20 protein-coding genes are annotated in these 19,773 nt (G+C 56.7%); 12 read left to right on the top strand and 8 right to left on the bottom strand.

Translation table 11 applies throughout. The annotated features are described in order from the left end of the window. Positions 1 to 204 precede the first annotated feature (204 nt). Both IB248_RS29615 and IB248_RS29610 read right to left on the bottom strand, forming a co-directional pair. Positions 205 to 1,092 (bottom strand): hypothetical protein, encoded by an 888-nt coding sequence (locus IB248_RS29615; protein ID WP_192242126.1) that lies wholly within the window; start codon positions 1,090 to 1,092, stop codon positions 205 to 207. Continuing rightward, complete coding sequence (locus tag IB248_RS29610; protein WP_192242125.1) at positions 1,089 to 2,357, bottom strand: toll/interleukin-1 receptor domain-containing protein; 1,269 nt, start codon at positions 2,355 to 2,357, stop codon at positions 1,089 to 1,091. Before IB248_RS29610 ends, IB248_RS29615 begins: the two co-directional genes overlap by 4 nt. On the opposite strand from IB248_RS29610, the gene IB248_RS29605 reads away from it, so the two are divergent. The 3 genes from IB248_RS29605 to speB all read left to right on the top strand — a co-directional run bounded on the left by IB248_RS29605 (position 2,344) and on the right by speB (position 6,595). Beyond that, entirely contained in the window at positions 2,344 to 2,865 is a 522-nt protein-coding gene (locus IB248_RS29605) for a TIR domain-containing protein (protein WP_192242124.1), read from the top strand. The two genes, IB248_RS29610 and IB248_RS29605, sit on opposite strands and share 14 nt — an antisense overlap. Positions 2,866 to 3,394: 529 nt before the next feature. Next, positions 3,395 to 4,918, top strand: a complete 1,524-nt coding sequence (locus IB248_RS29600) for a hypothetical protein (RefSeq protein ID WP_192242123.1) — start codon at positions 3,395 to 3,397, stop codon at positions 4,916 to 4,918. Between the two features lie 681 nt (positions 4,919 to 5,599). Next, positions 5,600 to 6,595, top strand: coding sequence for an agmatinase (gene speB / locus IB248_RS29595; RefSeq protein WP_192242122.1), 996 nt, complete (start codon positions 5,600 to 5,602; stop codon positions 6,593 to 6,595). Here the strand turns inward: speB and IB248_RS29590 are convergent. Then, positions 6,592 to 7,110 carry a flavin reductase family protein gene (locus IB248_RS29590; protein ID WP_192242127.1) on the bottom strand — a complete coding sequence of 173 codons (519 nt, stop codon included), beginning with the start codon at positions 7,108 to 7,110 and terminating at the stop codon, positions 6,592 to 6,594. The genes speB and IB248_RS29590 overlap by 4 nt on opposite strands. Positions 7,111 to 7,134: 24 nt before the next feature. Further along, positions 7,135 to 8,487 (bottom strand): LLM class flavin-dependent oxidoreductase, encoded by a 1,353-nt coding sequence (locus IB248_RS29585; RefSeq protein WP_192242121.1) that lies wholly within the window; start codon positions 8,485 to 8,487, stop codon positions 7,135 to 7,137. A 655-nt stretch (positions 8,488 to 9,142) separates the two neighbouring features. Here IB248_RS29585 and IB248_RS29580 point away from each other — a divergent pair. The 4 genes from IB248_RS29580 to IB248_RS29565 all read left to right on the top strand — a co-directional run bounded on the left by IB248_RS29580 (position 9,143) and on the right by IB248_RS29565 (position 10,444). Continuing rightward, positions 9,143 to 9,343, top strand: a complete 201-nt coding sequence (locus IB248_RS29580) for a DUF4160 domain-containing protein (protein WP_062369716.1) — start codon at positions 9,143 to 9,145, stop codon at positions 9,341 to 9,343. Next, on the top strand, positions 9,336 to 9,746 hold the full coding sequence (locus IB248_RS29575; RefSeq protein ID WP_113163172.1) for a DUF2442 domain-containing protein: 411 nt from the start codon (positions 9,336 to 9,338) through the stop codon (positions 9,744 to 9,746). The genes IB248_RS29580 and IB248_RS29575 overlap by 8 nt, the downstream gene beginning before the upstream one ends. Positions 9,747 to 9,982: 236 nt before the next feature. Next, positions 9,983 to 10,126 carry a hypothetical protein gene (locus IB248_RS29570; protein ID WP_192242120.1) on the top strand — a complete coding sequence of 48 codons (144 nt, stop codon included), beginning with the start codon at positions 9,983 to 9,985 and terminating at the stop codon, positions 10,124 to 10,126. Between the two features lie 51 nt (positions 10,127 to 10,177). Then, positions 10,178 to 10,444 (top strand): hypothetical protein, encoded by a 267-nt coding sequence (locus tag IB248_RS29565; protein ID WP_192242119.1) that lies wholly within the window; start codon positions 10,178 to 10,180, stop codon positions 10,442 to 10,444. A gap of 150 nt (positions 10,445 to 10,594) precedes the next feature. On the opposite strand, the gene IB248_RS29560 is transcribed toward IB248_RS29565, so the two are convergent. From IB248_RS29560 to IB248_RS29545, 4 genes are all read right to left on the bottom strand, one after another. Then, the gene (locus IB248_RS29560) at positions 10,595 to 11,776 is read right to left on the bottom strand and encodes a GGDEF domain-containing protein (RefSeq protein WP_192242118.1); all 1,182 of its coding nucleotides are present in this window, start codon (positions 11,774 to 11,776) and stop codon (positions 10,595 to 10,597) included. Between the two features lie 372 nt (positions 11,777 to 12,148). Further along, on the bottom strand, positions 12,149 to 12,781 hold the full coding sequence (locus IB248_RS29555) for a hypothetical protein (RefSeq protein WP_192242117.1): 633 nt from the start codon (positions 12,779 to 12,781) through the stop codon (positions 12,149 to 12,151). 704 nt (positions 12,782 to 13,485) lie between these two features. Further along, on the bottom strand, positions 13,486 to 14,424 hold the full coding sequence (locus IB248_RS29550; RefSeq protein WP_192242116.1) for a LysR substrate-binding domain-containing protein: 939 nt from the start codon (positions 14,422 to 14,424) through the stop codon (positions 13,486 to 13,488). A 24-nt stretch (positions 14,425 to 14,448) separates the two neighbouring features. Continuing rightward, on the bottom strand, positions 14,449 to 15,162 hold the full coding sequence (locus IB248_RS29545) for a UTRA domain-containing protein (protein ID WP_112666215.1): 714 nt from the start codon (positions 15,160 to 15,162) through the stop codon (positions 14,449 to 14,451). A gap of 224 nt (positions 15,163 to 15,386) precedes the next feature. Here IB248_RS29545 and IB248_RS29540 point away from each other — a divergent pair, with 224 nt between their 5' ends. The 5 genes from IB248_RS29540 (at position 15,387) to IB248_RS29520 (ending at position 19,677) form a co-directional block, all read left to right on the top strand. Continuing rightward, on the top strand, positions 15,387 to 16,214 hold the full coding sequence (locus IB248_RS29540; RefSeq protein WP_113489571.1) for a transporter substrate-binding domain-containing protein: 828 nt from the start codon (positions 15,387 to 15,389) through the stop codon (positions 16,212 to 16,214). Between the two features lie 89 nt (positions 16,215 to 16,303). Beyond that, positions 16,304 to 16,945 carry an amino acid ABC transporter permease gene (locus IB248_RS29535; protein WP_192242115.1) on the top strand — a complete coding sequence of 214 codons (642 nt, stop codon included), beginning with the start codon at positions 16,304 to 16,306 and terminating at the stop codon, positions 16,943 to 16,945. Beyond that, entirely contained in the window at positions 16,942 to 17,610 is a 669-nt protein-coding gene (locus IB248_RS29530; protein ID WP_192242114.1) for an amino acid ABC transporter permease, read from the top strand. The genes IB248_RS29535 and IB248_RS29530 overlap by 4 nt, the downstream gene beginning before the upstream one ends. Continuing rightward, positions 17,607 to 18,398, top strand: coding sequence for an amino acid ABC transporter ATP-binding protein (locus tag IB248_RS29525; RefSeq protein ID WP_192242113.1), 792 nt, complete (start codon positions 17,607 to 17,609; stop codon positions 18,396 to 18,398). Before IB248_RS29530 ends, IB248_RS29525 begins: the two co-directional genes overlap by 4 nt. 418 nt (positions 18,399 to 18,816) lie before the next feature. Further along, on the top strand, positions 18,817 to 19,677 hold the full coding sequence (locus tag IB248_RS29520) for a zincin-like metallopeptidase domain-containing protein (RefSeq protein ID WP_192242112.1): 861 nt from the start codon (positions 18,817 to 18,819) through the stop codon (positions 19,675 to 19,677). The last annotated feature ends 96 nt before the right edge of the window (positions 19,678 to 19,773 follow it).

The raw sequence follows: 19,773 nt of genomic DNA, 5'->3' as shown, positions 1-19,773 counted from the left end.
CTCACGAAGATCATTCGAATAGGGTCGTGTCATGGATGCTGGCCTCCATTCCAGCATCCATGATGAATCACAAATCTGCTGATTTGGGAATCGCGCACCGATTCCGATAAGCAATGATCCGCTCTAGGAGGTGGCCACTTGGACCTACAGGACGCCTTCAGACCACCACCATATCCGCTCGGATATGGTGGTGCCTCCTTGCACTCACCTTTCGGCAAGCCAATCCTTGATAGTGTCAACGGCATCTCGTGCGAGGATTTCCGCACGGTCATCCTTCGCCAGCGACTTGAGCTTGGGATACACGCGTTGCGGAATGAGCGTTTTGCAGGATGCCAAGTCTTCCAAAGCGACATTATAGCTGTCGACTTGCTTCCCGCGCGGGACTTTCTCGTCATCGCCGAGCAAATCGAGCGCAATTGCCATGTCGCGCGTTGCACCGCCGTATGCGCCGAGCGGGATAAGTGGCTTGCCGCCTTTCAACATCAAAAGTGATTCCTCGAAGATCCCTGGCATCGCACCCGCGGATAGGTCGGCCCCGTTACCGACAAGCCCCATCTTTCCGCCAATAGCCACGCAAGCGTCGGCAAACTCCGCCTTCACCTTGCGTGATGCGGTCATCTCCTCAGCCTGCGGGAGATGCTTGAGGCCGGAGACCCACTCCGTAAATGCGGGGTCCTTTTGCAAGCTAGTCGAGGAAGCTTGGTCGCCAACAATGATCTCGTCATCACCAAGCCATACTGGTGACAGGGTATTCTCGACACAAACGTAAGTTACGCAGGTCCCACGTCTTTCCGTAAGCGCATTCTCCAAGATCTCGTACGTCATCTTCGCGAGGCTGACGTAGTCGATAATGTGAATGAAGGGCACGCTATTCGAGTCCGCATAGGCACGGGCTAGATGCCTGAAAATTTTGAAGGAGAACCCGTCGGGTCTTAGGTCCCCGCCATAGACGACCGTGGCACCTGCTCTGACCAGTGCCATGCACACGGATAGCAAGGCTCGATCCAATTCACGTGGCGGGATGCCAAGCTTCAAATGGTCGGGCGGGGTGCTGAGTGAAATTTGTATCTTCCGGTTCTCGAGCGCTTTCATTGGATATCACTCAGTGTTTTGAGCGAGGCGGTTTCGCCCCCCCGAATTCGCAATGCTTTCCAAATGAGATCGGATTCCAATCTCGACAGCGGTGGATCCGGATAGACCACGGTTTCCGGAGTTGTCTCGCAATCGATAATATCAAATAACTCCGGGGGGCGCGGCAATATCATAACGCCATCCTTTGCCTCGCCCAACTGAGTTGCCACCTCCAGATTGAATAGATCGCAGCGGAGACCTTCCGAAAGGCACTCCACCAGCAGGGGCTCGATCCAAGAGAATTCACCTATGACAGGGTTCACCCGCACGCGAGGTAGGTTCGCGCCGTATGGATACGTCCGGCTGATCCTGACCTTCCCAATATCCGCGAGAACAATCGGGCGCCGTGCCCTTTTCGCCTCGGTTAGCTCGTAAATACACCAGGGGCGACTATCGTAAGCGTCGGATACGATGGCCAGGAGAGTTCCTGACTGAATGGCCTTCGCGAATTCATCGGCGAAATGGTCACCAGGCGACAGGGCCTTGGCATCGTAAAATGTACGAAGGGGCACATCATTATCCCTGCTGTTTACGTAGTCGACGATCGAACTCGCGGTCGAGTCTCCGTCGAGCTTCGCATGGCTCACGAAAAGATCCTCTTCACCCTCGGTACCCAATAGCGTGTTGAGGTGCACCCTGATCTTGAACACAATATGCAAAAGCAAATGTGTCTCGAGGCTGGTCGGCGCGATCGTCGTTTTCCACTTGTCCCTTCGAGCGTACTGGATCTTTCGATCGAAGTCCGGCTTCAATGGAGTGGCGCCCGCAGGGTCCCCAAAAGCCATGTAGAGGTCGACGTTGCCCCGTCGTTCGATCTCAGCGTGGAGGTTTTCGATATAGTTTTCCCAATGCGGCTTTAGGGCTGGTGCTGCCATCGAACCATCATATAGGAGAATGATGATGTTGAATCGAGCATTTGCTAGGTCGATCGATCTTGGAACCGCTGTGCCGTCGATCCACGGCTCGCTCCAGAATCGTACGGGAACGCGATGTGCGACCCCGTCTCTTTCCATTCCAATTCCGTCGAAGTGCCGCGATATCCGTTCGGCGAAATCCGCGGACTTTGGCGGTTCCGATGCTACATCCACGGCCAGATTCTTTGCCTGACCCGCACGCTTTGCCCAGATTACATGTATTCGCAGCGCTTCCATGTCTTTACACTCGCGACAGCAATGCTGATAACCGTTATACGTATAGGGATTTAAACGATAAATGGCATTATACAATCAACAGGCGCCTACTCGGCGAAAAGTCTTTATCAGTTACCACCACGGAAATGATCAGGCCTGTTACAACGAATTTTCCCGCGTCTTCCATGACCAGTTTGAGCTGCTCACCGATAATTCCCTTGAACGGGAAATCGACAGCGGAAATTTCGAGTACATCATGCGCCGTATCCGGGAGTACCACCTTCACGGCAGTTCGTGCACCTTAGTCCTGTGCGGTGCCGCAACCCCACGTCGGCGCTATGTTGATTGGGAGATCCACGCCTCGTTAGCGCAAAATATGGGGCTCGTCGGTATCGGCTTGCCAACTATTCAATGGACGGGGCCAAATTCCACTTGGAAACCCGCCCGTTTGCAAGACAACATTGATACTGGGTACGCCGGTTGGACCTTGTGGGACCAGATCATCGCAAATCCTTCACTACTAATTTCCGAGATCGAAGCATCGGTCCAGCTCCGGGGCGTTGGGATTAGCAATCACCGGCCAAGGATGACCAGGAACGAATGATGAAGCGGCGTGCTACCATCAGGTGGCGCTCATGGCGGCGTTATTGTAACCAGTGTGGCCTAAGGGCCAGTCGCTCTTCTCCAACTTTGCCTCTTAGTTCAGCAGTGTAGAGTGGACGTTTGGCAAAAGGCTGCCACACGCGAGGTGAGGGTCGATGCGCTTCGAACCCATCGCAACAAATCAGTTTTCTAGAGAATTTTATTGCATCTAACACGGGGTGAACTATAGTCATGGTTGCAGTGATGACATAACGTTAGTGGCATCGGAAGTTGCTGCAGACGATCCCGCAGTCGTACCTTATTTGAGGGCGAGCTGCCAGAAAGCAAAAGCGGCGAGCGACAAGAAGGATTGAATCGCCTGACGTAGCGACAGCTGCGCATCCCTCTTGTGGTTCATCACAATCGCATACTGGTTCACCGGCTGAACCGGTTTATATCACGCATACTGGTATGTTGTTTTTGGCGGACTTCGTAGCGTACGCCGCAGAGGCCCTGTCCTTTCCGGAGGATCTCTCAACTGGGAGAATGATATGCTTGAAGGCCAAGATGTCGTACGCATATTCTGCTCATACGCTCGTGAAGATGCAGATTTTCTCCAGGCGTTTCTAAGGGCCTTCGCCAGCCTAAACGAACTGGTCAGCCATAATATCATTCCGTTCTCTGACAATGATATACAGGCTGGGCTGAGCATCGATGCCGTACTCACCGAAAAACTTCAGGAAGCCGATATTTTGGTTGTGATCTTCGCCGACACGCTGAAGAAAGCATTCGCATATCCGAGCTGGGAGGTGGGCTATTTCCAAGGCCTTATCAACGCGGATATGAAAACGAAAGGTAGTACATCGCGGCAGATCGTGTCCTTCTTTCTAAGTGAGCCGCCGAAGATCACCCAGTCTATATTAGGCATCCATATGGGCTTGCAGAAAGTCGAACTCGACCTTGGAAAGAAGGAGTATTTAATTCAAGACTTACAGAATCTGCCAGAGGACGTGAACAAAAACGATTTTACAAAGTTCCTTTTCGGAATAACGCAATTGGCGGAACAGCGAAAGCCATCCACTATCGACGAGAACGAAAAGCTTCAGAGGGGCATACGCCGGATTGCGAAGATCCAAAAGGAGATCTATCCTCGTCTGAAGGGGGACATTTTTGATTGTATTAGCGGCCGCATAGCAAAAGATGAGAAGGAGCAACTTCTTATCAGGTTCGAACTCCCCAAACGGGACACGGAAGTACCCATCATACCAGACGACACGGAACTCATCTGTCGCGGCCGGAGTGGTATTGCGTTCGGAGGTATGTTTTCTGGTTTGGAACCAGCAAAACGCACTTGGGCGGAGTTCAAGGCCGAAATCCAGAAGCTCGACCAACCTTATGGCAATGTAATTCACGCGATCGAGCAAACTTTGACAAGCGCACTTGTAGTTGGTCCCGTGGATAATGATCAGGTCATTAGATCTCCGGTCGATAATAACCTATACCGTCTTATCATCACCGAGCAGTTTGAGTATTACGATGGGCGGCGCACAGTCAATCTTTGGCTCTTTCCTTTTATCAATTTTCGGACGTTTGGTGACAGGAGCACATCTCTTCTTTTGTCGTTTGTCGTGCTGGCAGCAAAGTACCGTTTTCTATTCCTCGAGGCCGAAAGCCCCTACAGCGCGGCGCGGATAAAGGAAATCAAAAGTCCGAATGAGCTTCAAAAAACCGTTTTAGCGATTCTGCGTGAGGTCGTTCTGATTGAAGAAGAAGCACGAGCACTCGGTTTAAATACTGCCGATGCATTCGTTCTTATCGTTCCTAAAGACACTCCTATTGAGCACGTCTCGAAACACATGAAGAGTTACGACGATACCCGAAATGCGCTTCAGGAGGCTGCAAGCGCATTGATTGCGGTAGACACGGAAAATACGCCTGCGTTTGAAGAGGCTTCGAAGAGATGGTGGGTAGCGTTGGACAGTTTCATTGCGGCATCTCGCATTGTGAACACCACTTACGCGACCTCCGCGCTCGAAAACTTCAAAGGCGAGTTCTCCGAAGACGTGAAAGGGTAGAGGCGAGACAGCGCTAATGATTGTGTGAACAGGGGCCAAGTCGGACCCCGACCCAGAATAATGGGGCCACTGCGGAGACACGCGACATGCTATTCCTGTCGCCCGAACAAAGATGCCTGCTTTGCTCACGTTGTTCTCAACCCTAGCCCAGTGTTGGGGGTGGTGCAGCCGCTCAGAGCGGCGACCGTATGTGAGGTTGTACAGGCTCGCAGGCCGGGCCGGTAAAGTATCGGGCTCAGACTCGGATTCGAGACGAGGAGATCAAGATGCCGCCTTGATAGCCGTTGACGCCATACTCCTCATGTGAAGAGGATCCAACCGCTGGCCGCGATGATATTGTCGACATCGCTCGGTCGCTGGCAAGGCGGGGCTGACAACATAGCCTAGCCTAATGCCAGGGACGGTCGGTGCAGGGCACATTGGTTAGCGCTGGCCGAGGCCAATGGCACTTAGCGACGTGATACCGCCGGGCTGAGTACCATGAGGCTGAGGATCTCGAACAGAACCTGACCGCCAGCGTGTGCCATATTCGTCGTGCTGTCGGTTTTGCTGTCGGCGAGCTAAATCCACACCCGCTCTCGTCATGCCAGTCTGCTGATTGGGCATTATGAAAAGTTGGGCTTGCGCGAGAGGCGGCGGGATTACAGATTGAGGCGTCATCATAAGCAAAGGGCGGGAACGATGAGCGGCAATTTCTTTCAACCGGTCGATGCTGCCGAAGTTCCGCGCTTTGCCGGACATTCAACCTTCATGCGTCTGCCCGCCGTGCAGACCGCGATCGGGCTTGATATCGCCCTTGTCGGCATTCCCTGGGACGGCGGGACGACGAACAGGGCAGGCGCACGGCACGGGCCGCGGGAGGTTCGCAATCAGTCAAGCCTCATGCGGCGCGTACACCATGTCTCGGGCACCGCACCTTTCAGCATCGCCAACGTCGCAGATGTCGGCGATCTTTCCGTGAACCCGATCGATCTTGCCGACGGCCTCGATCGCATCAGAAAGGGAATGGATACGATTGTCGCCGCCGGTGCCATTCCGCTATCGGTCGGGGGAGACCATTTGACAACGCTGCCCGTGCTACGTGCCGTGGCAAAAAACAGACCGGTCGGCCTGATTCATTTTGATGCGCACTCTGATACCAACGATCGCTATTTCGGTGACAACCCTTATACGCATGGAACGCCGTTCCGTCGCGCGATCGAGGAGGGGCTGCTCGACCCGAAACGGATCGTTCAGATCGGAATTCGAGGGTCGATCTATGACCCGGGCGAGCACGACTGGGCGAAAGAGCAGGGCATCCGGATTATCTACATGGAGGAGTTTGTCACCCGCGGCGCAGACGACGTGATGCGCGAGGCGCGAGAAATCGTCGGTGGCCTGCCGACTTACGTTACCTTTGATATCGACTGCATCGATCCATCCATGGCGCCGGGAACCGGAACACCGGAGGCTGGCGGCTTCACGACCCGTGAGGCGCAGCAAATGATCCGTCTGCTTGCCGGAGTTGAGATCGTGGGCGCCGACGTTGTCGAAGTCGCGCCGCCATTTGACCTCGCCGGCATGACGGCACTTGCCGGCGCCACCATGATGTTTGAACTTCTCTGCGTCATTGCCAAACAGGTTGGTGTTCGGCGCGATGCTGCCGGCGTCCCCGATCACCGGCCATCCGCTCGCTAGGGGCGGATGCCGGCCTCGCCCGATAGCCGTCGGTAGCCGCCACGCCAGTAGAGCAACGGCTCGACATCGTCACGCGTTTTAATCGCGCAAACGTGACCGATAAGGATCGCGTGCGAATGGTGGTTGAGTACCGTTTCAAGTTCGCAGTCGATAACCGTCAGCGCATCTTTCAGCGCGGGCGTGCCGGTCGAAAGACTATACCATTGCGCGTTCTGATAGCGCTCGACCCCTCGCCGCCCATCGAAGCCGGCGAAGGACTGCGCGATATGCTGCTGGTCGACGGTAAGCACGTTGACGCAGAAGCGGCGATACCGTTCAACCACAGGCCAGGAAGACGACCCGCGATTGAGGCTGACGATTACCGAAGGCTGCTCCGCAGAAAGGGAAGAAACCGATGTCGCGGTAAAACCTGTCCTCTCGTCGCGTTCGCCTACGGTGATGACGCTCACCGCGCCGGCCAGGTGGCGCATAGACAGCTTGAACGCAGATTGATCGACGACAGGTCGGGTTGTCATCTCTGGCATCCGATCTCTCCTTGGTTAGCCTGTGGCTTGCGCCTTTACGAAACGATTGGCCGGCATCGAAAGGCCGAGGTTGTCCCGTAGCGTCTTGCCCTCATATTCTTCCCGGAAAAGTCCGCGCCGGCGCAATTCCGGCAGAACGAGTTTCACAAAATCGTCGAGGCTGGATGGCAGCGTCGGGAACATCAGGATGAAACCATCCGCCGCACGGGTCTCGAACCACTCCTCCATGAAGTCGGCAATCTGTGTCGGCGTGCCGGTGATGCCATTGCCTGTGTGCTTCTCGGCGTAGTGGCGGACCAATTCACCGACGGTACGACCGCTCTTCACGAAATCGGTGAGTTCCTCAAACAGCGCCCGCGACCCCTTGGGTTCCGTCGGCAATCGATCCATCGGAAACGGCTTATCCAACGGGACGCCGCTCAGATCCGCTTCGAGGAACTCGGAAAGCATCAAGCGACCGACGTCCGGGTGCATCTTGTCGATAAGGTAGTTGACCTTCGCCTGCGCCTCGGCTTCCGTTTCACCCACGTTCAGCACGACCCCCGGCATGATCTTGAGGTCGTCAGGGTTACGCCCATAGGCCGGCATACGTCCCTTGACGTTTTCGTAGAATGCGCGGTTTCGCTCGATGTTCGAGGCGAGGCTGAAAACGATCTCGGCCGTGCGTGCTGCCATGTCCATGCCGGGCTCCGAGCCGCCGGCCTGCGCGATGACCGGCCGGCCCTGCGGCGAGCGCGCAATGTTCAGCGGCCCACGCACCTGGAAGTGCTTGCCCTTGTGATTGAGCGTATGGTGCTTGGTCTTGTCATAGTAGACACCGCTCTCGCGATCGAGCAGCAACGCGCCGTCCTCGAAGCTGTCCCAGAGACCAAAGACGACATCCACAAACTCGTTGCCTCGCTCATAGCGTAGCGCGTGCGGATCCAGCCCCTCACGATTGAAATTGTAGCCCGTCTCGTCGTGGTCCGAAGTAACGACGTTCCAGCATACCCGCCCGTGGCTCAGATGGTCGATTGAGGCAAATAGCCGAGCGACGTTGTAGGGCTCGTAGTAGCTGGTCGATACAGTGGCGACGAGACCGAGCTTCTCCGTCGTCACCGCAAGCGCGGCGAGCAACGACAATGGCTCGAAACGGTTCATCTTGGTCGGGATGCGGGCGAGAGCATCCGGGTCGCCGACGGCGGCGGCCGGAGAATCGGCCATGAACATGAAATCGAGTTTCGCCGCTTCTGATTGCTTGGCAACATCGAGCAGGTGGCTAAAATCGTTGGCGCCATGGACGTCGCTTGCCGGATGCAGCCATGAGGCCGGGTGAAAGCCGAACGTATAGACGAATGTACCCAGTTTCATCTTGTCGGTACGCGCCATGCCATTCTCCAGTGGGATTGGTTCTTTGATTGCCCAAGGTAACGCCACGCGACTTTCTTCATCAATAACGCAACGCTGACTTCCGTTTTAGTTTTTCTAAAGAGTCGCAGGTGCGGAGATTTGCGCCTGCCGCCGCCGTCGTTCGTGGTGATACCGCCGCGCGTTTTATTTGACTCAATTTCGCATGTAACTGACCCTTTTCGCATCGTAGGGATGAGCAAGCAATCGATTGCTGCGGAGAGGAGCCAGTCTCACGGTTCGTCGCTGTCGGAAGAGAGGCTCGGGGGCGTTGCCTCTGGAGACTCCCGAGCCTCCCTTCCTCTGGCGTTCGAGCTTGCCGCAATAGCTGCTCGGTCCCCGCGGCCCGCCATCTCGGGTCAGGTCGCGACGATAGCCATGGTTTCATACTAGACAAGTTCGACGTCATGGAAACGTATTCTTAGGCGATGGGTTAACGCCGGAACCTTGAGCGTCGCGGGTTCAGAAGGGGTCCTGCTCATAGCCCAGCCACTTACTCAAATGTGGAATCGATTTGTGGGTCGGTTCCACATTTCTGAGTGATGACTGTTTGCGGCCCCAATCGACCGCTGGCTCTTGAAAAACCCAAGTTGTTAGGTTATTTTGGAGCATGGTCACCGTTCTCCGCGAAGCAGGAATGCGATTTGTCATTTACACGGATGACCACGAACCGGCGCACACCCATGTCTATGGAGATGGGGAAGCCCGCATCAATATCCTCGATCTCACCGTGATATCAAACCGGGGAATGAAGAAGCGGGATTTGAGCGTAGCCCTTGCCATTGTTCAGGCGAACAAGCGCCTGTTCATCGAAAAGTGGGAGAGCATCCATGGGTGAAGTTGTCTTTGAAGATCGTCACTACCGAGAAGCTACCGTGAAGGGGGAGGCAGAACGCGCCCGCGCGCCCATTCCGGCATCAGCTCGTTTCGATGAGGCATCCGGCCGCATCGTCGTGGATTTCACCAACGGCGCTGCGTTCATGGTGCCTGCCCGATCGATACAGGGCCTGGAGAATGCAACCGTTGCGCAGTTGGCGGAGGTAGGGCTTCTCGGCGAGACCGGCCTGCATTGGGAAAGCCTGGACGTGGATTTTACTATCGCCGGGTTGATGAACGGCATATTTGGCAATGCGAAGTTCATGGACGCGCAGCGCCGAGGCGGTCAATCCCGTTCAACGGCCAAGGTAGAGGCAAGCCGTGCCAACGGTGCCAAGGGCGGACGCCCCCGGAAGAACGGCTAGGCGCTTGCAGATGGCTGGCGCCTAGCCCGGCCGTCACGAGCGTTCAACGACGTTGCCACCTGGACCGAAGACCCAGTCGCAAATCGTTCGCTGCCGCGATAGGCTCCGGCGTGGACAAAACGTCCGCCTGGGGCCCAACCCGGTCTTCTACTGTGGGCAAGGACACGCCCGCAATTTGCGCGTAGTTGTCATCGCAATTCACGGCCGAAGGCAGGCCCGATCCGGCGTGACCATCTATGACCCAAATAGAACTCGACTATGCACCGGCTGTCGAAGCCCTCACGCCGGTGCTCCACAACCTGCCACGCAAAATCGTCGCGATCGGCGGATTGCCGGGTGTCGGTAAGACAACCCTTGGTCGATACCTCGCCTACCGCTGAAACGTCTCGCTAATCGAGACCGATCTGTTCCTCATCCCCAATCAGGGGAAGATGGTCTACCGCGAGGACTGGATCAATCAGGTTGTCGGCTCACGACTCGATAAGGACGACCCAAAATGGCGGCGTCCAGTTATCATCGAAGGTTCCACCGTCTTGCGCCTTCTCGCTAGCCTTGGGCGCGAGCCTGACTTTATCATCCATGTCGTCAACAACGAAGCGCCCGAGAGCAACGGCGCATTGGCCAAAGACCTGAAAAGCTATGACGCCAAGTATGCGCCAGCCTCGAAGGCTGACATAACTCTAAAGTTCTCAGTTTAACCGGAGGAAGTTTCATAATCCCCATCCCGAAAACTATCCCTGCTACACAGCGATGAAGAAGACCTCCGTGCCAAGTCCATTTCGCTCATCGAGGCAAGGGAGGACATGTCGCTCCACGTCTTGATGATCGAGCGGTGCATGGACACGCTACTATACGATCGCGGGAACACGCCAGACATGAGGATCGGAAGAAAGCGGGCTAGAGACGCCTGCAACCATCACCTGGTTGCGGCCGAGTCGCTTCGCGGAGTAGAGCGCTTGGTCGGCGTGTTCCATGGCGATCTTCATTTGGTCATCCAACCCATTCACCGTCGCGATGCCGAAGCTGGCGGTAATCTGTCGGTGGATCCCTTTCGATTGCCAATCCATCCGGCCGAGGCGTGTTCTGAGCGTTTCAGCAAGTGTAGTCGCGTGCTCAAGCGAGCTTGCTGGAAGATAAACGATGAATTCTTCGCCGCCGAACCGTGCTGCGCATCCGTTGCGACCCATGACGCCTTCGATCTCCGCGCCCAATTCGATAAGGACGCGATCGCCCGCAGCGTGCCCGAAGCGATCATTGATCTCCTTAAAGTGGTCTAAGTCACAGATCACGACAGCACCTTCGCTATCCGCGCGATACATACGCACGGCCTGCTTTTCAAAGCCACGACGATTTAGAAGTCCCGTGAGAGGATCTCTCTCAGAAGTATCCCTGTGCCGATCTATCGCTTTGGATGCCATGGCACCCAAAGCAGCGAAAGGAAACGAAAGGCCAATAGTTATTGTCGTGATATGGACGGCCAAGTTGTAAGTGGAGTCCGCGAAGTCCGCCAACTGGTCGCTGGATTCGAAGAAGAAGGTGAAAAGGAATGTTCGCGCCAGGGTATCAACTACAATGAGAGCGGCGGTAACAACCAAGGCAATGTCAGCAGCGCGGTGTGCCTTCGAGGCGACGGCGAATACCGCAGCTCCCAGCACGCATGCGAACGCGAAATCAGTAAGAAAAAGTTGGTGCTTCAGGCTCTCCATAACGAAAACGAATTGGCAAAGCAGGAGGGTGTAGCCGGTGACGAACGTCCGATGCCAAAATTTTGAGTTGGGCACCCGAAAGTGCAATCTTATGGCAATGCTGTAGCAACAAGCCGCCCCCATAAAAATCATTCCGGACACAAAGGCATCAAATTTCGGTTCAATCGGAAACGTAGAAATTACGAAGCCTAATCCCGCCTGCGCGAACGCAGCACTCCAATGCCAAGTATCCACGATACCAATACGCCACAGGAGGAGGAAAGCGATCGCAATCACCCCGAGGAGCGCGGGAGGCAAGAAGTAGATTATATCGCTGGTCTCCATGATGCCTGCACATCCCAGAATTTCGGTTGCGTCGCACCTCTTGTAGTTGTGATGGCTTAAGGCTTCATTGAATTTCTCGGCGGAATTTCATTATCCAACCTGGCGCCTAGTGACGCCGATATGAGCCTACACACAGGCTAGAGGCACAGGGAATACAGTCGTTAAGGTGCCGAACAGAACCCACTGGGAACCTGGCTGAACGAATGCCAGGCTCCACAATCTAGTGGCAATCATGAATGTGTTAGACGCGCCGGTCTGGTTGACTGGCGGTTCAGGTAACTAAGTAGGGGGCGGATAAGATCCGTCCCCCTCTGCTGGGACACAAAGGAAGGAAGGGACTCAATCGGCGTTTTTGGCTTGAGGCCACGGCCTTCACAGTTCAATCGCTTCGACCAGATTGTCGTGCGGAGGCTGCGGTGTTGTTTGACGTGGTTCTGGCGCTGGCCTAGTAACGTTGGGTACTTGAACGCCTGCCGCTGGCTCGTTCTGCTGTGGTGCAGATGCCTGGGGAACACCGGCATCCTGCATGGCAACGATCATATCACCGCAGGACTTTAGTGAGACAATCGCGTCAAGCGAACCCTTGAGATTATAGACTCCCATGCCAACGATGTTGATGGATTTTGCCTTGGCCCATCCATACAAGTCCGCATTGGTCAGGCTATCGATCATGATCTGATCTTTGCCGATAGCCCGACCAATACAGGTGCCGGACGAACCGAGCGAGGTAACCACGGACACCTTGTATTGGTTACCCGCAGTCATGTTGGCCGACCGCGATGCTAGTGATAGGAACCAACCCTTGGTGTCGATGCCAAATAAAATCTGATCACCCGTTCTCGGATACGCAGTATGCGCAATGCACCTGATGTCTTGGGGATAAGCCATGACAATCCAGTGTTTGGTTTGCTTATAGACCACTCCGTCACCGGCGAGAGCCGGTGTGACGGTCGCGGCTGCAGCTGTCACGGCAAGCACGAATGCGGCGATTGTGTTCTTCAACACCTATACGTCCCTTCCTGAGAGGTTGCGTTTCTTTTCGTACTGCGCGATGCGGACTCGAAGCTCGGCAGGGCGGCCAGAGCGTTCGGTATTGTCCTCGATCTAACTGAGCCTTCTTGGATCAGGTCTAGTCGTGTGATCGGAAGGCGCGCGGGCTCCCCTACCGTCGCATTGACAAGTGGAAAGCCGAGAGAACATCAGCAAGATGGTTGGCGGCTAGAAGCAAATCTCTGGCGGCAGGGCACAATAATTGGCGACGCAAAGCGGAGACCGGAGAGCGCTAGCGGCGCTCACTCTGGTAGATTTAGCGGCGACGAACCACATTAGATATCGTGGGACGTTGTTGGGAGATGTGCCGTGACAGAGAAGTCTATTCTTTTCGAAGCGGTCACTGTCGCAGCGGTCGCAACGTTACCGCCACGGGATTGAAAGAAGACTGTCGACGCATTGCTATCGCGAATGGCCTTGTAGAAGTCCGCGATGTCATCAGAGCTTTCGAACTCGCTACCTACGACAAGGAAATGTGCCCCCGTGGACTGAGATCGCACCGCGGGCTGGAAATTCCGAAGAAGGAATGAGGTCGAAAAGTTCTACGGAGGGCGCTACTGTCACGTGCCGCGCAGCGGATGAGTATCACGGAGTTCAATGAGTTAGCTGACTCGAATGTAGCGCTCGGCGTCAAACGCTGACTTCCGTTTCTAGTTTTTCTAAAGAGTCGCAGGTGCGGAGATTTGCGCCTGCCGCCGCGAGATCGCCATGACCCAGTCGCGAAACTCCGAGCCATAAGGCTTTTGCAGCGCGGAGCGGTCCCAAGCAAGGAAGTAACTCTCGCGCAACGGCATTCTGATATCGACCGGTATGACCAATGTCTGCGCTTCCAGTTCGTCGGCGATCATCGACATCTGCGCGAGCACGATTCCGCGCTTGTTGATGGCGGCGTCGATGGCGCTGCTCGACAGGGTAAAGGACAAGCCGGAGGGAGGACCCTTGAAGCTCGCCCCGATCTTCTCAGCGAATTCCGCCCAGCTGGGATAGGGTGTGAAATGCCGCTCCCACTCGACATGCAGCAGCGGATAGGACAGGAGATCGGCGGCGGTCAAATTCCTGCCGTCGGTCAGGGCAGGGGAGCACACTGGAACAACCCAGTCGCGAAACAGCTCGGCATAGTGGTCGTGCTGCAGAACGTCCGACCCGTAACTGACCCGGAAATCAACCTCATCGAAGCCCATCCGCGGCTCCCTGTCGCGGCCGGTCAGCCTGACGTGAGCGTCTGGATGCAGCACTTGCCAGTCAAAAATGCGCCTGCCGATCCATTTGTTGACAACCGACGACAGCGCGCTGAGAACGAGCGAATTTTCGTTGCGTGCCCGCTCGAGCACCTGCTGGGCGAGCGCAAACTGCTCAAAGCCCTTCGATATTTCCCGGTGGTAGAGCCGGCCCCACTGCGTTAGCTCCACCGTCCGGCCACTTCTCTCCACCAGGGTAATGCCGATAAAGCTCTCGACTTTGCGTATCTGCTGGCTGATGGCGCCCGCAGACACGTTCAGTTCCGCGGCAGCCGCCATCACGCTCCCGCAGCGCCCGACCGCTTCGAATGCCTGCAGACCTTTCAGCGGAATTCCCCGAAACTTCTGTTCCTCGCTCACCACACTTCCCCATGGCTCCCGACGTTACGCAGGTTTTTCGGCCGGATGAAAGATGCCGGCAAACTGAAAGCGATCTCCGGGATGCGTGATCTCGACATAGGTCACCATGCGATCATTCTGCCACGTCTGACGAATGAGGTTCAGGCAGGGCTCGCCGCGATCGATCTCAAGAATGCGGGCAGTCGCAGCATCGGCAGAGACCGCCCGTATCACATGCTTGGCCCTGGACCACGGCACTTGGGAGAGGAGCCATTTTGCCGGAGGCGCGGTCGCGAAGCTCTCGTCTCTTGCGAGCGGTACTGTGTCCAGCAGTATGATACGACGCTCGACTGCGGTGGGCTTCCCATCGACGATATGCAGACACTGGATCCTGAGGACTTCGGCTCCCGACGTACTGTCCAGCTGCGCGGCCTCGACCGAGCCCAGGGTCTCGATCTTTCGTGTCAGTATCTCGTAGCGATGCTCATAGCCCGCCAAGGTCGCCTCGGTGCCGATATCCTGGATATCCATGACCGTGCGGTCGATCTGCGGCGAGGCGACAAATGAGCCGGTTTTGCGCTTGCGTACGACAAGCCCGCGGTCGACCAGTGCCGTCATCGCCTTGCTTACCGTCATGCGCGAACAGCCGTAGTCGTCGACGAGGTCATGCTCTCTCGGGATCCGATGGCCGGGACGCCAGTCCCCGGCCAGGATCCTCGCCTCTATATCCTTGAATATCCTGAGATAAATTGGCTCCAAGACGTGACCCCATCTTGCCGCTGGCGAAACGATATGGACGCGAAGCTCGCGCCCCAAAGAACCCGGTCGGCACAAAAATTGCGTCCGTCGACTTTGACGTTGACACCTTAGGCTAGCGCATATCTATTTGTATAGTCAAAAGCGGATCATAGAAGTCCGTGTCACGGGACTAAATCGGGAACTCGAACGCATCCACGGGTGCGAAAACTGGAGAGATGACAATCATGATCGCACGTTCACTGCTGAAGGGCCTCGTCGGCGCTGCCTTTCTGGTTGGGGCGACCCTGTCGGCGCACGCCGCCGATACGCTTGCCGCCGTCAAGGAGGCCGGCACGCTGAAGGTCGGTACGGAAACCGCCTTTGCACCGTTTGATTTTATCGATGCCGGCGAACATGCTGGCCTGAACGTTGATCTTTTTGCCGAGATCGGCAAGGAGCTGGGCGTCAAGATTGAGTGGGTAGCGCTTCCTTGGGATGGCGTCTTCCCGGCGCTCGAAGCCGGCAAGTTCGATGTCGTGGCCGGTCCTGCAACCATCACCAAGAAGCGCATGGAGCGTTACCGCTTCACGCCGCCGATTGCCGAAGCGACCATCGCAATCCTGAAGAAAGCCGGTGACACGACCATCAGCAAGCCGGACGATATCGCAGGGAAGACGATCGGTGTCGGCAAGGCCACCTCGCAGCTCGATCAGTTGAAGGAATTCTCGGCAACGCTGCCTTCCAAGGTGGATATACGCGAATACCCCGCTTTCACTGAATCCTATGCCGATCTCGCCGCCGGTCGTATTGCCGGTGTCGCCAACTCGCTGCCGAACATCGCCTTCGTCGCCAAGCAGCGCGAGGGAACGTTTGAAGTTGTGCTGCCACCATTCGGCAAGAAGTCCTACTTCGGCTTCATTGGCCTGAAGGATGCCGACCATGCGCCGCTGATGGACGCGATCGATGCAGCACTGCTGAAGATCAAGGCTGACGGCCGTATGGCCGAGCTCCAGAAGAAGTGGTTTGGCGCCACCTTCGAAACGCCCGATGCTGTCAAGGACCCTGCGTTCTGATAGCAGAGGATCGTTGATTGCGCCCCTTCCCGGGCGCAATCAAAGACGCCATCGTGCCTCCATGACAGCCAGGCGGGCAAAAGCCGGACATGTCCATCAAACTCTTTGAACTGCTTCTCTACGCGTCGATCTACACGGTGCTGATAAGCGTCGTGTCTATTTTGATCGGCTTTGCCATCGCGATCTTTCTTTCGGGCATGCTGCTGTCGAAGAAGGCTATCTTCGTCGTTCCTGCACAAATCTTCATCAGTTTCTTTCGCGGCGTGCCGCTGCTTGTGCAACTGCTGCTTATCTACAATATGTTGCCTGCAATCGGGCTGAACGTACCGAGCATCGTCGCAGCCATTATCGGACTGTCGCTTTGCACCGCGGCCTATCAGGCGGAAAACATGCGCGGCGGATTTGCCAGCGTCCCTGTCGGTCTCGTGGAGTCGGCCGAGATGGTCGGCTTGACGCCGGGGCAGATCTTCCGCCGTATCAAGGCGCCCATAGCACTTAGGCTGACGTTCCCTGCCTTGGTCAACGAGGCGATCCTGATCCTCAAGGCCTCGTCGCTGGTTTCCGTCGTGGGCGTCGTCGAATTGACGCGCATGGCGCAGGATCTTGCAGGCAGCACCTTCCTGCCATTGCAGATCTTTGCTGCTGCGGGCCTCATCTATCTTGCGATCAATTGGCTGGTGGCCCTTGCCGGCGACCTCATCGAGCGCTCTCTTCCGGGATTACCGCGATGACCTTTGACATCAACGTCATCCTCGACCAATGGCCGGCGATCACAAGCGGCGCCGGCGTGACGATCCTGATTTGGGTTGTCGGCACGATTGCCGCGGCGATCCTGGGGTTCTTCGTGGCTGTGGGTCGGCGCTTCGGTGGAGTGCTTCTCGACAAGACCCTCGGCTTTGTCGTCGCGGTCTTGCGCGGGACGCCGTTTCTCATCCAGATCTTTCTGGTCTACTATGGAGGTCCCTTCATTGGCCTGTCTCTCGATCCACTGCCGGCGGGCTTGATCGGCATCTCGATCTACGGCGCCGCCTACTATAGCGAGATCTTTCGATCCGGCTTCATGGCGGTTCCCAGGGGCCACATCGAGGCTGGCGAATGCGTGGGCCTGACGCAGGGGCAGATCATCCGGCGTATCCTTTTGCCTGAGATGACCATGCTTGTGCTCCCTCCGTCTTTGAACATGGCAGTTCTTCTGATGAAGGAAACGGCCGTCCTTTCGATCATCACCGTTCCCGAGTTGACGGCAACACTGAGCGCGATCGGAGCGCAGCAATATGCTTTCGTCGAAGCCCTCTCGGTGCTGGCACTCTTCTATTGGGTGCTCGTCGAGATCACCGGCCGGCTTGGCCGCCTCGTAGAAACGAAATTCACCAGATTCAGGTTTTTCAACGCATGAGCCTCCCAGCGATCGCAGTCAAGAATCTCGTCAAGAAGTTTGGGGAGGCGACAGTCCTCCAGAACGTCGACCTCGAGATCCCGCAAGGCCAGGTCTCCTGCCTGATCGGCCCCTCAGGCTCCGGCAAGAGCACGCTCCTTCGTTGCATGGCCTTTCTCGAAGAAGCAACGTCTGGAACCATCACAATTAATGGCGAGATCCTGGGTTTCACCGAAAATGCCAAGGGCCTACGGGAGCGCGTCGCTCCCGCCGCCAACCGTGCGATCCGCGCCCAGATCGGCATGGTGTTCCAGCAGTTTAATCTCTGGCCGCACATGACTGCGCTCGGAAATGTGAGCGAGGCACTGAAGACCGTCCAGAAGATGAGCCGCAAGGATGCTGAAGAACGAGCCATGGCGCAACTTGTGAAAGTCGGTCTTGAGGCCCGGGCAGGGCACTATCCGTCGCAGCTTTCCGGTGGACAGCAGCAGCGCGTGGCCATCGCCCGAGCGCTTGCCCTCAAGCCGAAGATCATGCTTTTCGACGAGCCGACATCCTCCCTCGACCCGGAACTGACCGGCGAAGTGCTGAACGTCATGCGCGATCTCGCCGCCGAGGGAATGACGATGGTCGTCGTGTCGCACGAGATCGGGTTTGCGGCCACCGTCGGGCAGCAGATAGCGTTCCTCGACCATGGCAGAATTGTCTTCACAGGCCCCCCGCAGGAGGTCTTCAGGAAGCCGCGCAATGCGCGGCTTGAGCAGTTCCTCGACACCTATCTTGACCGCGGAGCGTCGATGTTGCTGTGAAGGCGCCGAGCCTGCGCGCACTCATCTGATGTCATCTACGTGAACGCGCACCCAACGGCTCCATGCCAGCAGGCAGTAAACCGACGATATCGCCGACATCGCACGGTCGCTGGCAAGGCGCGGCGACAGCATAGCCTGACCGGATGCCAGGGACGGTCGGTGCCGGGCGCGATATCTTGGGTAGCACGCCAAGGCGCCGATCGCGTGATGTTTGCCGCCTGAACCTGTCGATCCGCTTGAAACCGCGTCCCCGCGTCCTGCTTCGGCTTGGGGTCCTGCCAGGCTCGCACTGGCCGCAACGGCGTTGCCGTCCTCCACTGGCGTTTCGGCCCTTCGGGTGCCGGCCAGCGCTTGAAGCCCGGCTGTTGGACCGCCGTAGCAGGTCGCGATGGTCGCGACTGCAAGCGGAGGTTCCAACATGACAAGGCAGCAAACCAGCCAACGATCCGACATCCACGGCCGCATCACCGACAAGATCATTGCCGCTCTCGAACAGGGTGTCCGTCCCTGGATCCAACCCTGGCATAACGCATATCCGTCCGATCCGGTCTCACGACCGCTACGCTTCAATGGCGCACCCTATTCCGGGATCAACGTCATTCTCCTCTGGTCGGAGGCAATCGCCCGCGGCTTCTCGTCCTCGACCTGGATGACATTCCGCCAGGCGCTCGAACTTGGCGGCGGGGTTCGCAAGGGCGAAAGCGGAACGACGGTCGTCTTTGCCAGCTCGATCATCCGTAGCGAAACCGCTGATGGCGGCGATGACGTCGAGCGCTCCATCCCCTTCATGAAAGCCTACACCGTCTTCAATGCCGATCAGATCGATGGCCTCGATGCCCGGGTCCAACCAACAGCAAGCCTGTCGGACCCATTCGACCGCATCGGTGAGGCCGGTCGCTTCTTTGCCAACACCGGCGCCATGATCCGTCATGGCGGTTCGTCCGCCTATTATGCCGCAGCCCACGACTATATTCAGATGCCGCACTGCGAAGCCTTCCGGGACGACGTCTGTTACTTTGCCATCCTCAGTCACGAGATGACGCACTGGACATCGGCAAAGGGACGGCTCGATCGGGATCTCAGCCGCTATGGGACGGATCGCAGTGAGCGCGCCCGGGAAGAACTGATTGCCGAACTGGGCAGCGCATTCCTGTGCGCCGATCTTGGAATCGTTCCGGAACTTGAACCGCGTCCCGATCATGCAAGCTATATCGATAGCTGGCTGACCTTATGCTCACCTCATCATAATGTCAGTTATCCGCAGCAGCCCATAATGTGAAGGAATGCGACCAGATTGGCTGAAGGCCAGGGTTTCTGACCACATTCCTCCGCATTATTTCAGAGCGTGTCGAGCCAGGCGAGAACGCTCGCATCG

Source organism: Rhizobium sp. RHZ01 (assembly GCF_014851595.1).
Lineage (GTDB): Bacteria > Pseudomonadota > Alphaproteobacteria > Rhizobiales > Rhizobiaceae > Rhizobium > Rhizobium altiplani.
The sequence above is the reverse complement of the archived record's forward strand: the minus strand, read 5'-3'. Positions and strand labels throughout refer to the sequence as shown.

Coding starts and splice junctions, on each gene's coding strand:
- IB248_RS29615 (WP_192242126.1), bottom strand. CDS start 1,092: ATGAAAGCGCTCGAGAACCGGAAGATACAAATTTCACTCAGCACCCCG.
- IB248_RS29605 (WP_192242124.1), top strand. CDS start 2,344: ATGGCATTATACAATCAACAGGCGCCTACTCGGCGAAAAGTCTTTATC.
- IB248_RS29600 (WP_192242123.1), top strand. CDS start 3,395: ATGCTTGAAGGCCAAGATGTCGTACGCATATTCTGCTCATACGCTCGT.
- speB (WP_192242122.1), top strand. CDS start 5,600: ATGAGCGGCAATTTCTTTCAACCGGTCGATGCTGCCGAAGTTCCGCGC.
- IB248_RS29590 (WP_192242127.1), bottom strand. CDS start 7,110: ATGACAACCCGACCTGTCGTCGATCAATCTGCGTTCAAGCTGTCTATG.
- IB248_RS29585 (WP_192242121.1), bottom strand. CDS start 8,487: ATGGCGCGTACCGACAAGATGAAACTGGGTACATTCGTCTATACGTTC.
- IB248_RS29580 (WP_062369716.1), top strand. CDS start 9,143: ATGCGATTTGTCATTTACACGGATGACCACGAACCGGCGCACACCCAT.
- IB248_RS29575 (WP_113163172.1), top strand. CDS start 9,336: ATGGGTGAAGTTGTCTTTGAAGATCGTCACTACCGAGAAGCTACCGTG.
- IB248_RS29570 (WP_192242120.1), top strand. CDS start 9,983: ATGACCCAAATAGAACTCGACTATGCACCGGCTGTCGAAGCCCTCACG.
- IB248_RS29565 (WP_192242119.1), top strand. CDS start 10,178: ATGGTCTACCGCGAGGACTGGATCAATCAGGTTGTCGGCTCACGACTC.
- IB248_RS29560 (WP_192242118.1), bottom strand. CDS start 11,776: ATGGAGACCAGCGATATAATCTACTTCTTGCCTCCCGCGCTCCTCGGG.
- IB248_RS29540 (WP_113489571.1), top strand. CDS start 15,387: ATGATCGCACGTTCACTGCTGAAGGGCCTCGTCGGCGCTGCCTTTCTG.
- IB248_RS29535 (WP_192242115.1), top strand. CDS start 16,304: ATGTCCATCAAACTCTTTGAACTGCTTCTCTACGCGTCGATCTACACG.
- IB248_RS29530 (WP_192242114.1), top strand. CDS start 16,942: ATGACCTTTGACATCAACGTCATCCTCGACCAATGGCCGGCGATCACA.
- IB248_RS29525 (WP_192242113.1), top strand. CDS start 17,607: ATGAGCCTCCCAGCGATCGCAGTCAAGAATCTCGTCAAGAAGTTTGGG.
- IB248_RS29520 (WP_192242112.1), top strand. CDS start 18,817: ATGACAAGGCAGCAAACCAGCCAACGATCCGACATCCACGGCCGCATC.